Here is a 12892-nt window from a genome sequence, read left to right as displayed (position 1 = left end):
AGGACGACGACCCGGGCGGCCTCGTCCTAAAGAACTACGCGCGTTGCTGCGTCACCAGCACGGCGGCCTGCACGCGCGAGTCCAGGTCCAGCTTGCGCAGCAAGTGCTGCACGTGGATCTTCACCGTCGTCTCGGCGATGCCGAGCTCGCGCGCGATGTGCTTGTTGGAATCGCCGCGGGCGATCAGGTCGACGATCTCGCGCTCGCGCGGCGACAGCGTGCCCAGGGGGTCGGGCGGTGCGGTGACGGCGGTGGACGCTGCCTCAGCTTCGTGGCGGAAGGCCGTGGCCAGCTTGCCGGCCATCTCGGCGCTGAAGCTGGACACGCCTCGCACCGCGCGCTCGATGGCCTGGGTCAGCTCGTGGTTGTCCGCCGTCTTCAGCAGATAGCCGCAGGCGCCGGCGCGCAGGGCCGCGCCCAGGTCGGCCTCCGACTCGCTCATCGTCAGCATCAGCACCTGGGCACCCGGCGCGGCCGCCTTCAGCGCCGGCAGGGCCTGCACGCCGGTGACGCCGGGCAGGTGGTTGTCCAGCAGGATGACCTGGGGTTGCAATTCGGCCGCCAGGCGCTCGGCCGCACCGGCGTCTCCGGCCTCGCCAACGACCTGCAGCTGCGACTGCGTGGCCAGCAGCGCGATCAGGCCGCGGCGGAACAGCGTGTGGTCGTCAACGACAAGGACGCGGATGGGTTCGGTATTCATGATGTATTGGCCGTCTCGTATTCGGGCAGGGAGACACGCACCAGCGTGCCTCGCCCGGGTTGGGATTCCAGCGCCACGGCGGCACCCACCTTGGCGGCGCGCTCGCGCATGATGCGCAGCCCGACGTGGCTGTCGTCGGGCGAGTCCAGGGCCATGTCGAATCCACGGCCGTCGTCGCGCACGTCGATCTGCCAGTGCGGCTGGTGCGCCAGCCGCACGTGGACCTGGCTGGCCTGGGCGTGCTTGCGCACATTGGCCAACGCCTCCTGTACCACGTGCAGCAGCTGCACCTGCACGTCGGCCGGCAGCGGTGCGCCGTGGCCGTCCACCTCCAGCTCGGCCTGCAGGCCGCTTTGCAGGCGGAACTTCTGCAGCGTCTGCTGCAGCGCGGGCAGCAGGTCGTCGCCATCGGTGCGGGTGCGGAAATGCATCAGCAGCGCCCGCACGTCGGCCGTGCATTCCTTCAGGCCCAGCTCCAGCTCGTCGATGAGGCGCACGGCTGCATCGGCCTTGCCGCCCCGCTGCGCGTCCTTCAGCAGTTGCAGCTGGATCTTCATGAAGGCCAGGCTTTGCGCGATGGAATCGTGCATCTCGCGGGCCAGCATGCCGCGCTCCTCGGCCACAGCGGCTTCGCGCTGCAACGCCTCGCTGCGCAGGCTGTCCATGGCGCTGGCCAGGTGACTCGCCAGGCTGTCCAGCAACTCGCGGTCGGCCTGGCTGGGCTGGGGCGGGTCGCGAAACAGCAGGTCGACCTCGCCCATCACGCGGCCCTGCACCGTCAACGCCACCGCCGTCACGGCGACGAAGCCGGCCTTGGCGCAGTGCGACCTGTGATCGCTCTCGCGGGTGATGGGGATGACGTTGGCATGAGGCTCGGGGCTGCCGCAATGGCAGGCGCCAGGCGTCACGCAGCGTTCGGCCTCGGCCATCGCGGGCGGCATGCCCTGCGAAGCCAGCAGCACCATGCGCTGCTGGCTCGGGTCCAGCCAGCGCATCGCGACGGCATCGGCGCCGGCCGCGCGGCGCATGCGCTCGGCAAAACCCGCGCCCAGGTCGCGCACCGACGACGCCCCCGCGGCGAAGGACGTGGCCTCGTACAGCGTGGCCAGCCGCTGCTGCTCCAGGCGCAGGTCGGCCGTCTTGGCACGCACTTCATCGGCCATGCCCTGGTAGACGGCCTCAAGGCGCTGCGCCATGCGGTTGAAGCCGCGCGCCAGGTCGCCGAATTCGTCCTGCGAGTCCTCGGCCACGCGGGCGCCAAGCGCGCCCTGCTCCAGCGCCTGCAGGCCGCGGCGCAGCCGGTCCACCGGCGCGAACACGACGAGGTGCGAGGCGTACAGGAAGATCAGGGCCGCGGCGATGGCCATGCCGACGAGCGCCAGCTGCACGCTGGACAGCAGCGAGCTCCAGCCTGCCATGCGCGCCTCGACGGCGTCGACGAGGACGTCGATGCGCTGCACCTGGGCCTCGGCCTGCGCGCCGGTGGGCGCCGGCAGGCCATCGACCGCGGTCGACTTCAGCTGCTGCCAGCCCTCGCGCACGCCGCGCCAGGCCTGCAGGGTGTGCTCATCGCGAGGCAGGAAGAGGGGCCGCGCGGGGTCGCCGTCCACCAGCAGCTGCAGGGAGGCGTCATAGGCCTGGGTGAGCGGGCGCAGGGCATCGCTGCCGGCACCGACGCTTTGGTGGGCGAGGCGCCAGGTCTGCATGCGCAGCCGCCCCGCTTCGTTGACCGCCGCCGCGCCGCCTTCGAGCTGCCAGCCTATCCACAGCGTCAGGCCGATCGAGCCCAGCGCGATGCACAGCAAGGCGGCTCCGAGGATGCCGACCTTGGTGGCGAGACGGGCGCGATTCCAGCCTTTGGACATGCGGCGGATTCTGGGCAGGCCGTTCCCGCGTGAGCTTGATCTCGCGCAAGCGCGGCGACGAATCACTCCGCCACCGTTCCCGCTGGCCCGGCGGGTTCGGCCGCGGCCGCAGGGGCGTCCAGGCCCCAGTTCATCCAGTCGTCGCCGAACAGCTCGCTCGGATGCGGCGTGGCCACCGAGCCGTTGCCGCATTGCAGCGCATCGGCCGAGCAATAGCGGTCGCAGCCCCAGCAGATGCGCCCGGGGTTCGCCGGCCGGATCGGGAACCTCCGGCTCACGCGAACGCCTCCGCGGCCTCCGGGCTGTGGGGAAGGCCGGCCGCGCCGCCCAGACGATGCACCGGCCGGACCATGAAGACAGTGCGATCACGCCCGCGTTCCAGCAGCAGCGAGCGCACGCGCGCCTGCCACAGCTCGCCGAGGTCTTTCTCGTCCTGAGGCGCCGCCTTGCCGGAGGCGAGAAGCGCCACCAGCACATCCAGTTCCGCCTGTCCCGGCAGGGAGGTCGTGTCCACGCCCACGTCCACGGCGGCCTGCGTGTCGAGCCGGGTGAAGCGCAGCGCCAGCACCAGGTCGGGCTTGCTGCGGATCAGGCCGGCCCGGCTGAAGCGCCCACCCAGGCCCTTGAAGCCGGACCCACCCGCCGCACCCGTGAGCATCTGCACGACCGTCGCGACGACACCGGTCCCCCCGGAGCGCGCATCGTCGCGGAACTCCACCTTGATGCCGCCGCGCTGCGGCAGGCCGTCCGGGTAGAGCTGCTCCAGCGCCAGCCAGGTCAGCCAGTAGGCCGACGCGACGGCCACGCAGGAATGGCCCGTCAGCCGCACGGCGTCGGCGAAGCCGTAGTCGAGGATGCCGTCCTCGGCGCAGCCCAGCACGCGGGCCAGCGGGTCCTGCATCGTGAGGCGGGGGACTTCGTCAAAGTAGCTGGGTAGTTTCATGTTGGGTCTCGTTGATTTCAGCCGGGTCGGCCGTCGAGGCGCGGGCGGGACAGCACCGGCCAGTAGCGCACCGCGTACAGGCCAAAGCCCGCCGACCACAGCAGCGCCGAGGCCAGGGCCGCGTGGACGATCTGGGCAGGCGCGATCAAAGGCAGAAGCACGCGCACGGCGGCCGCGGCGGCAACCAGCAGATAGCAGGCGACCTCGAAGCGGTCAGCCTTCAAGGGCCGACCGGTGTGGCCACGCGCGGTGCGGGTCATCATGCCGATGACGAGGCCGCCGACGGCGCCCACGGTGAGCGCATGCGTGGCCAGCGACGGCATCAGCCAGCCGGCTTCGGCCAGCGCGCGCAGCAGCAGATGCACCGGCACCCACAGGTAGGCCAGGTGCAGCACCCACACCAGCGGCGCACGCAGCGTGCGCCAGGGCCGCCACAACGCCCAGCGCCACGCATGAGCCGCGCTGACGGTGGTCGTGAGAGCAGCCAGCGGCCAGCCGTGCAAGCCCCCGACATCGGCAGCCAGCAGGGCCAGCACGCCGCCGAGCGCCGCCCTTTCGGCCCATGCGTTGCGGCTCGCGCCAGCACCTGGCACGCCGTTGTTCGTGAACATCGGGATGACGCGCCCGCCCATGACGGCCAGGATGAAGAGCACCACGTCCAGCGCCACCTGGATGCCTAGCCAGCCGGGCACCAAGTCGACGCCGAACTGCGCCAGGTGCACGCAGCCGGCGGCGAGCGCCAGCAGCGCGAGCAGGCCGATGAAGAAGTAGTTGCGCCGGCTGCCAGCCTTCACGAAAGGCAAGGCCAGGCTGATGGCCGCGGCCAGCGGGAAGGCGACGTTGGCAACGGCAGCGGCCAGCGCAAAAGGCGTCAGCACCAGCACGCGGGCGGCGACCCACAGCGCGGCAAGCGCGGCAAGCTTCCAGCCGGTGGGTGTGGGCAGGTTGGTCCAGTTGCGGCCGGCCGTGAACAGGAAGCCGACGATGACGGCCAGCGTGAAGCCGAACAGCATCTCGTGGGCATGCCAGATCGGGCCGGCCAGATAGGCGTGGCCCAGCAGACCCGAGAACTGCAGCGCCCACAGCGGCACGGACAGCGCGGCAAACACGCTGGCCAGCAGGTAGAAGGGCCGAAAGCCCAGCGCGAACAGTGCAAAGCCCGCGGGCGCGGCCGGCGGGGGCTCATCGATTCTCAGCAAGGGCATCATGTGTTGGTTTCCGTTGAGCTCGCCAGGCGATGGCTGCTCCAGCCAGCGTCAGCACGAATGCAGCGATGGCCAGCGCGTTGCCGGTGGCACCTGCGGCCGTCAGTCGGGCGTCGAACCGGCCGCCGAGACGCACGGCCAGCGACGCATGCAGCAGCGCCAGTGGCAGGTAGAAAGGCCAGCCGAACGCCAGCTTCACGCGGGCGACGGCGGGGAGGATGACCGGGGCATGGCCGAACACCATGCTGAAGACGAAGCCCAGCGCGAGGCCATGCAGAGCGGCGTCGCGCCACGGCAGGCCCAGCGCCGTGCCCGCCCAGGCCAGGCCGGCAACGGCCAGCCAGAAGTAGCCGGTGAGCAGGCACAGGGCCATGTAGCGGCTCAGCCCCGCGGCGCGGACCGTGCGGCGTGCGATGTCGAACACCGCGAGCCAACTGGCGAGCGCTGCCAGAGACAAGCCATACAGCAGGCCGCCCACGTCAGCGACAAGGCCGGACAACACCGCGCCACAGGCAGCCACGGCCAGGATGGCAAGCAAGGCCGGGCCGGCGCCGGCATGGCGGCGCATCAGCCGCGTCATCTCCAGCCGCTCGGCGGCGATGGTGAACACGAGGAAGCAGAACCACAGCGGCACCACGGCGCCGGCCATCAGGCCGAGCGCGTGCAGCAGGCTGCCGGCCGCCCAGGCTACTGCGCCGGCGAGCAACAGCAGCGTGTGCGCGGCCCGCTGCCGCCTGACCACGGCCAGGTTCACGCCGACAAAGGCCAGCGACGCGCCCGCGGCCAGCCATGCGGCCAGGCCTGGCGCGCCGGAGAGCATCACCAGGCCCGCAGCGCCCGAGGCGAGCGGGCCAGCAAAACCCGCCGGATGCTTCAAGGCCACGGCGCGCTCGATGCCGATGACGGTGCCCATGAAGGCGCAGACCATCAGGAAGGCATGGGTAGCGACGGCCGCGCTCGCCACGGGCACGGCGACCCCGGCTCGCACCAGGCCGCCGGCAATGCCGGCCACCAGAGCCACCACCGCGAGGCCCGCGAAGGCCAGTCGCGGCAGCAGACCCGGAGCGCGTCGCATCCCCTGCCCTACCAGCCCATGAAGGCTTTGGCCCGGTCGCTCATGCGATCGGTCGTCCAGGGCGGCTCCCACACCACCTCGACATGGATGCGCTGGTCGACCGGCACGACCTTGTCGAGCTCGGTGCAGGCGTCGTCGACGATGACGTCCACCACCGGGCAGGCGGCCGAGGTCATGGTCAGCAGCACCTTGACGCGCTCGGCCTCGACGGTCACGCCGTAGACCAGGCCGACATCGACGATGGACATCGCCACTTCGGGGTCCACCACGCGGCGCAGCGCCGCCAGGATGGGTTGCCGAAGTTCCTCCGGCCCTTCGTAGGGATAGGCCATGCCCGTCATGGCGCCGACCTCGCCGGCGCCATGAAGTGCAGCAGCTGTACCAACTGCTGACGGTTGGCCGTGATGTCGGCCAGCGTGTAGCGGTCCAGCACGGCGTGAAAGGCCTGCACCGCCTCGCCCAGCACGCCCTTGAGCCGGCAGTGGCTGACGATGGCGCAATGGCTGGCCTCGGCCGAGAAGCACTCGGCCGGCAGGGCCTGGCCCTCGGTGTCGCGCACAACCTCGCCGATGCGGATCTGCGCCGCCGGCCGGGCCAGCGTGAGGCCGCCGCCCTTGCCGCGCACGGTGCTCACCCAGCCGCGCTTGGCCAGGTGGTGCACGACCTTGGTGAGGTGGTTGGCCTTCACGTCGAAGGCCGCGCAGATCTCGCCCACCGTGGCCCGCCGGTCGGGCTCGGCGGCCAGGAACATCAGCACGCGCAGGCTGTAGTCGGTGAAGGCGGTGAGTCTCATCTTTCAATCCTTTCAGCGCCCACGGGCCGGAGCGGCGCCTGCAGGCAGGCGGTCCGCCGCGGGGCGGCGCAGCAGGTACAGCGCATACACGGCCAGGAAGACGCTGCCGGCGGCGAACACGATGTCACCCGGCACGCGCAGCCACACCAGCGTCTCCATCACCTTGGAGTGGATGACCTCTGGCGAGCGGGCGTACCACAGGCCCTTCGTGATGCTCTGGTAGGCCTGGTAGATGCCAGCCGGCAGCAGCGACAGGAAGACCATCATCGCCAAGCCGATGTTCAGGCTCCAGAAGGCGGGCTTGAGGAATCGGTCGGCATGCAGCGCCCGGTCGTACAGCCCGCGCAGGCAGAACAGCATCAGGCCGATGCCCAGCATGCCGTAGACGCCGAACAGCGCCGCGTGGCCGTGGGCCGCCGTCATGTTCAGGCCCTGCACGTAGTACAGCGAGGCCGGCGGGTTGATGGCGAAGCCCAACAGGCCGGCGCCCACCGTGTTCCAGAAGCCCACGGCGACGAAGGACAGGATGACCCACTTGTAGGCGCCCAGCCAGGCCACGCCCTTGGCGCGGCGGTAGGTCTGCAGCGCTTCCAGGCCGATCAGCGTCAGCGGCACCACCTCCAGTGCGGAGAACACCGAGCCGACCGCAATGACCGATGTGGGCGTGCCCGTCCAGTACAGGTGGTGCAACGTGCCCAGGATGCCTCCGAACAGGAAGACGATGGTCTCCGCGACGATGGCGCGGTTGGCAGAAGCGGGGCGCACCAGGCCCAGGTTGGTGAAGATCAGCGCGACGACGGCCGTGGCGAAGACCTCGAAGAAGCCCTCCACCCACAGGTGCACCAGCCACCAGCGCCAGTACTCGACCATCGAGTAGTGGGTGTGCTGGCCCCAGGTCAGCGAGCTCGCGTAGAAGCCGCCGATGCAGGTCGCCGACAGGAAGACCATGGCGATGAGGCCACGGGTTTCCGAAGGCCGCTTGAGCGCCGGCCACAGCGCACGGCCGAGCAGGAAGACCCAGAACAGCAGGCCAACGAAGAGCAGGATCTGCCAGAAGCGGCCCATGCTCGTGAATTCCAGGCCCTGGTTGCCGAACCAGAAGCTGAAGTCCAGCCCGCGGTGCTGCAGCGTGCCGAGCCAGCCGGTGATCGTCGAGCCGAGCACGACGACGATGAGGGCCCAGAACAGCGCGTCGACACCGAGCTTCTGCAGCCTGGGTTCGGCGCCCGATAGCAGCGGCGCGACGTACAGGCCCGTGGCCAGCCAGGCAGTTGCGATCCAGAAAATGCCGATCTGCGTGTGGATGGTGCGGGTGACGGTGTACGGCAGGATCTGCGCCAGCGGGATGCCGAAGAAGGCCTGGCCTTCCACCGCATAGTGGGCGGTGATGGCGCCCATGCCGATCTGCAGCAGCATCAGGCCGATGACGACGAAGAAGTATTTGCGCGTGGCCTTCATCGACGGTGTGGCCTTGGCGCCGAGCAGCGGGTCGGCCTTGGGCACGACGGCGAGCTCTTCGTCGCCCTGGTGCAGCCACAGCATCGCGGCGATGCCGGCCAGCAGCAGCACGATGCTGACCATCGACCACATCGCGGCCGACGTGCTCATCGTGTTGCCGACCAGCGGTTCGTGCGGCCAGTTGCTGGTGTAGGACAGACCGGCCTCGCCAGGGCGATCCGTCACGGCCGCCCAGGCCGACCAGAAGAAGAAGGCCGCCAGCGCCTTGCGGTGCTCGGCTTCGGGCAAGGCGCCGGCCGTCATCGCGTATTGGTCGCGCAGCTTGTCCAGCGCCGGTTCGGTGCCGAACAGGCCGTCGTAGTGCGAAGCGACTTCACGGATGGCCTGGGCGCGGGCGGCGGTGACGCGCACATCGCCGCTGCTCTCTTCGTAGGTGTTGCGGCGCATTTCCTCGCGCACCAGCTGGTCGACGGCGGCGCGCTGCGCGTCGCTGACCGTCAGGCCGCTTTGCTGCTGTTCGGCCAGGCGCCGGGCCTTCAGGGCCACCGCCTCGCGATGCAGCCAGTCGGCCGACCAGTCCGGCGCGACATAGGCGCCATGCCCCCAGACCGTGCCGAGCTGCTGGCCGCCGGCCGACAGCCAAGCCTGCTGGCCGAGCTGGATCTGCTCGCCGGTGAACAACAGCTCGCCGTCGGCGCTGACCACCCGGTTCGGGATGGGTGGAGCGGAAAGATAGATCTGCCAGCCCAGGTAGCCCAGGGCGCCGAACGACAGCACGAAGATGAGCCCCAGCCAGCGCCAGAGATTGCTACGGGATTTCATGGTGATTTCCTTGGAACGCCAGGAACAGTTGAACGTCAGGCGCCGCCGCAAGCGCCGCAGCACGTGCCGCGCGCAGAGCCAAGCCTTGTGACTCGCGCCCGCCAGAAGTCCGGGCCGCGGTCGACGCTCTGCCAGCTGAACATGCCGGGTCTGTGAACGTTGAGCAGGGCCTCCAGCGAGCCGGGCTCCCCGTCCATCAACAGCTCCAGCGTTTCGTTGGCGGCCAGGACGTCAAGCTTGGCGACGATCGCTGGGGCGCGGTCACACATTGCGAATCCGCGAGAGTCGAACTGAAGGGAAGGGACTGACATGGGCGCCTCTAAAGATGCATTTTTGATGCATCAAATTCTAGAAACGCCGCCGTAACGCGGTTTGACATAGATCAAATGCCAGCGTCCGGAGCCGGCTGTCGGCAGTGACCTGTCGCGAGCCAGCCGCCCAGCAGTTGCCCTGCCGGGCCGGGTACCGGCGCCGGTGAGCACTGCGGGAATGAGGCGCACGGCACGCGCACGGCGCGCCGGTGCGCCCCCGCCGACCGCTACTTCGCCAGAGCCGCGACTTCGGCGGCGCTCAAGGCCCCCGCTTCGATGCGGAAGCCCTGGATGCGGCCGTTGAATGACGCATGGCCCCAGTCGCGCCCGAGGAAGGCCACCTGGTCGCCGACCTGGCGCGGCGACAGCATCATGGCGTCGGACCTCGCCACCTCTGTGCCGTCGACATAGAGCCGGCCAGTAGTGCCCTTGAGCGTGACGGCCAGATGGACCCAGCGGCGAATGGGCATGAACCACGGCGCGACCAGGTTCTGCTCGTCGTTGAACCCCGCGCCGGTGATGGCGAACTGCAGCCCCACGCGGCCCTTGGGCACGAGGCGCATGTAGGAAAACCCGTCGTGCCCGGCGAAGAACAGGCAGCTGTCCGTGCGCAGTGAATTGGCATTGGCCCACAGGGACAAGGTGAAGTCGCCCAGGCCGCTGAACAGCCCCTCGGGCAGCTGCAGGCCGGCCGACTTGCCGTCGAAGACGATGGCCTTGTCGTTCAGCCGCCCGTCGCCCCAGGTCGCGCCGTCCAGCAGCTCGCCCGCGACGGCCTTCCACTGGCCGGCGGGAGTCTGCAACGCGCCGATGGTGCCCGTGCCGTTGCTGCCATTCAGCGGCATCGAGAAGCGCCGCTCGCCGGGCACGGCGGCCCGCACCGCGGTGGAGGCGGCGCTGGCGCTGGCGCTGCCCAGGGCGGTGACCTGGTAGAACCAGACGCCCTTGGGCGGCGTGTCCGTGTGGGTGAGGAGTTGGTCGGCGGCGACGGTCGTCAAGTGGGTGAAGGGCCCGTTGGCACGGGCGGCCCGCTTGACCACATAGGACGTCGCACCGACGCTGCCCCACCACGACAGCACGACGCGACCGTCGTGCACCGGGGACGTGAGGCCGGAGGGCGCCTTCATCGGCCCGGCATAGGCGGGCCGGCGCTGCGTCAGCGTCGGGTACACCATGTCGTCGCCATTGCCCGACCCGTAATTCGGCTCGCACAGGGGCAGCATGCGCGCAACGTTGGGCGCCGCCAGCCCCATGCGGTTCACGTAGTGGTTGTAGATGGGTTCCCAGGCGTTGCGGTAGTTCTGGAAGGACTGGTTGACCTCCGTCCACCGCGCCGTATGGGGCTGCGAGGGGTTGTGTTCCGGCGCGTACGGCACGGCGTAGACGTTGCCGTTCTCGTCCTTGAGGTTGGAGCGCGCCACGTACTCGGCCGCCGCGAGGAAGCGGTTGTTGTACATGCCGTAGAGGTCGTCACCCTGGTTCCAGGCCATCTCCAGCAGGTCGCCGCCGAGCGACATCCCCAGCGTCGAATGCCCCTGGTCGCGCCCGCTCTCCTCCCACTGCCCGAAATGACCCGGGTGCATGAAGTACACGCTGTGCACGATGGAGCCATTGCCGAACATGGCCAGCTCGCCCTGGTTGTTGCCCGCGTAGTAGTCGCAGGCCTGCCTGTACAACTCGGGCCGGTCGCAGAACACGCCGATGGCCATGGCGCCACACAGCGAGGCCATGTCCCAGTTGGCATGCGAGCCGAGGGAGACCTTCTTGAGAAATCCCGAGCAGATGCTGCCGAACACATCCAGCAGCATCTGCTGGAAGCGTGCCAGGCTCGCCGGCGCCCAACCGGGGTAGCTGCGCATCACCTCGCCGATCTGGGCAAACTGGTGGCCTTGCATGCCGGCCATCAGGATGTAGGTGTGATCGTCAGGGGCGGTCGATCCTTCGGCCTTGGTCGCGACCAATTTCAGCGTTTGCGCCCAGGCATCCAGGGTCTCCACCGCCTTGTCGGCATAGCGGGGGTCGTCCGACAGCTTCCAGCGCAGTGCCAGGCACCAGGCACGCTGGATGTCGCGGTACAGCGAGGCCTTGCTTCTGTCCTGGCGGTAGACCGCCGGCAGCGCGCTCGGCCAGGCGTCCAGTGAAGTGAGGCGGTCGGCACACAGCTTGTTCCACCAGCCCGTCCAGGGCTGCTCGCCGGCCGCGATATGACCACGGATGCGCTTGAAGTCGTCCTCCGTGACCAACAGGCCGGCGTGGCGGAAGACGCCGCTGGCCGAGGCGGGCACCGGGCGGGTCTCGGCGAGCGCCGGCGCGCTGCACAGCAGCGGCAGAGCGGGCAGCAGGCCCAGGCCTGCAAGCAGGGAGCGCCGGGCGAGGGCGGGATGCGGGTCGTGCGTAGCGGTCATCAGGTCCTTCAAACTGCGTTGAATGCCGCGGGCCCATGCACCACGGTCAGCGCGCGTTTGTAGGGGCTGCGCCCCGAGAAATCGTGGCAGGAACCCCGCTACGGGGTTCTTTTACGGAACGTTTCAGCTCGGGTGTCTTGAACGTCATTGCCCACCAAGCATCGCATCTGCTGGCCAGCAGATAGCAATTCGCGCCCATCAGTAACGCATTGAAAAATTCTTATCCTGAGCAACATCGTTGGCTCTGGCTCTTGCTAACGTGCAAAGGCACAGTTTTCGGGAGTTAGCGCTGCCTACCCGCGACATCGCCTTCGTTCTTCATGTCGATGACCATCCTGACAGCTTGGTAACAACCAAGCTAATCTTGGATCGGCCAGGCGTTGAGGTTGTATCTGCGCTGTCGGCAGCGGTGGCGTTGGAGTTACTGCGTCAATATGAGTTCGCCTTGGCGTTGATCGACGTCAACATGCCTGGCGTAGATGGTTTCGAGCTCGCCGCGGCAATGCGCGGCGATGAACGCACAAATGAGGTGCCCATCATTTTTTTGACCGGGGCCAGCATCGACACTGAGCGAACGTTTCAGGGCTATGAAACTGGTGCGGTTGACTTTCTGATGAAGCCCGTTCCGCCGCTTGTGATGCAGAGCAAGGTGGCAGCCTTCGTAGCGCTGTACCTGCAGCGCAAGTCGCTGCGCGACGAGAAGGATGACCTCGAGCGGTTGCTACGGGCCAACCAGCGCATGGCAGCCGAACTGGCGCATGCACACGAACTTGCGATCCAGGCAGCATTTACTGATGAACTGACAGGTGTCCCGAACCGGCGCCATATTTTGAAGCTTGCCGCTAGCGCTCTCGCGGACCCACGCCGGCATTCGCATCCCGTCTGCGTGGCGTTGCTGGATTTGGATCACTTCAAGAAAGTCAACGACACACACGGCCACGCCGGCGGAGATGCAGTGCTGCGTCATTTCTGCGAGCACATTCGCACCCACTTGCGATCCGGCCAATCTCTCGGGCGAGTCGGCGGTGAAGAGTTCTTGCTTCTGCTGCCAGGCACGGAGTTGGCTGACGCCTGCACGGCACTTGAACGCGTGCGCAGCACCATGGGGCCGACCGCGGGCATCTCCTTCACCTTCTCCGCGGGTGTCGCGCAAGCTCGCCCGGATGAGACGTTGGACTGCGTGCTCGAGCGCGCTGATGATGCGCTCTATCTTTCGAAGGAACGCGGTCGGGACTGCACTTCCAGCGAGCTGATGAGCCTTTGAAATAGGTTAGCCTGAGCAGCTCACCTTGCCGGATGACTACCAAGTCGCGCG

Annotated in this window: 12 protein-coding genes; 1 reads left to right on the top strand and 11 read right to left on the bottom strand. The window is 68.6% G+C overall.

Translation table 11 applies throughout. From position 1 onward, the window contains the following. Positions 1 to 34: 34 nt before the first annotated feature. The 11 genes from ACXJKM_RS01790 to ACXJKM_RS01740 form a co-directional block, all read right to left on the bottom strand. A complete protein-coding gene (locus ACXJKM_RS01790; RefSeq protein ID WP_457349858.1) occupies positions 35 to 700 on the bottom strand; it encodes a response regulator in 666 nt (221 codons plus the stop codon). Next, positions 697 to 2565: a type IV pili methyl-accepting chemotaxis transducer N-terminal domain-containing protein gene (locus tag ACXJKM_RS01785; protein WP_457349856.1), complete on the bottom strand. Its 1869-nt coding sequence runs from the start codon at positions 2563 to 2565 to the stop codon at positions 697 to 699. Before ACXJKM_RS01785 ends, ACXJKM_RS01790 begins: the two co-directional genes overlap by 4 nt. 62 nt (positions 2566 to 2627) lie before the next feature. Then, positions 2628 to 2843, bottom strand: coding sequence for a DUF3079 domain-containing protein (locus ACXJKM_RS01780; protein WP_057296394.1), 216 nt, complete (start codon positions 2841 to 2843; stop codon positions 2628 to 2630). After that, a complete protein-coding gene (locus tag ACXJKM_RS01775; RefSeq protein WP_457349854.1) occupies positions 2840 to 3508 on the bottom strand; it encodes a hypothetical protein in 669 nt (222 codons plus the stop codon). The genes ACXJKM_RS01780 and ACXJKM_RS01775 overlap by 4 nt, the downstream gene beginning before the upstream one ends. Before the next feature lie 17 nt (positions 3509 to 3525). Then, a complete protein-coding gene (locus tag ACXJKM_RS01770) occupies positions 3526 to 4716 on the bottom strand; it encodes an NnrS family protein (RefSeq protein ID WP_200955290.1) in 1191 nt (396 codons plus the stop codon). Continuing rightward, the gene (locus ACXJKM_RS01765) at positions 4691 to 5788 is read right to left on the bottom strand and encodes a hypothetical protein (RefSeq protein ID WP_457349852.1); all 1098 of its coding nucleotides are present in this window, start codon (positions 5786 to 5788) and stop codon (positions 4691 to 4693) included. Before ACXJKM_RS01765 ends, ACXJKM_RS01770 begins: the two co-directional genes overlap by 26 nt. Before the next feature lie 8 nt (positions 5789 to 5796). Next, a complete protein-coding gene (locus tag ACXJKM_RS01760; RefSeq protein WP_056197899.1) occupies positions 5797 to 6129 on the bottom strand; it encodes a metal-sulfur cluster assembly factor in 333 nt (110 codons plus the stop codon). Then, a complete protein-coding gene (locus tag ACXJKM_RS01755) occupies positions 6126 to 6581 on the bottom strand; it encodes an Rrf2 family transcriptional regulator (protein ID WP_056197900.1) in 456 nt (151 codons plus the stop codon). The genes ACXJKM_RS01760 and ACXJKM_RS01755 overlap by 4 nt, the downstream gene beginning before the upstream one ends. Before the next feature lie 12 nt (positions 6582 to 6593). After that, on the bottom strand, positions 6594 to 8861 hold the full coding sequence (locus ACXJKM_RS01750; protein ID WP_457349849.1) for a nitric-oxide reductase large subunit: 2268 nt from the start codon (positions 8859 to 8861) through the stop codon (positions 6594 to 6596). A gap of 35 nt (positions 8862 to 8896) precedes the next feature. Further along, on the bottom strand, positions 8897 to 9172 hold the full coding sequence (locus ACXJKM_RS01745; RefSeq protein WP_457349847.1) for a DUF2249 domain-containing protein: 276 nt from the start codon (positions 9170 to 9172) through the stop codon (positions 8897 to 8899). A 227-nt stretch (positions 9173 to 9399) separates the two neighbouring features. Further along, positions 9400 to 11577 (bottom strand): LamG-like jellyroll fold domain-containing protein, encoded by a 2178-nt coding sequence (locus tag ACXJKM_RS01740; protein WP_457349845.1) that lies wholly within the window; start codon positions 11575 to 11577, stop codon positions 9400 to 9402. Positions 11578 to 11836: 259 nt separating this feature from the next. Between ACXJKM_RS01740 and ACXJKM_RS01735 the strand changes: the two genes are divergently transcribed. Next, on the top strand, positions 11837 to 12841 hold the full coding sequence (locus ACXJKM_RS01735; protein ID WP_457349928.1) for a diguanylate cyclase: 1005 nt from the start codon (positions 11837 to 11839) through the stop codon (positions 12839 to 12841). The last annotated feature ends 51 nt before the right edge of the window (positions 12842 to 12892 follow it).

The organism is Roseateles sp. P5_D6, from assembly GCF_054049415.1.
The sequence above is the reverse complement of the archived record's forward strand: the minus strand, read 5'-3'. Positions and strand labels throughout refer to the sequence as shown.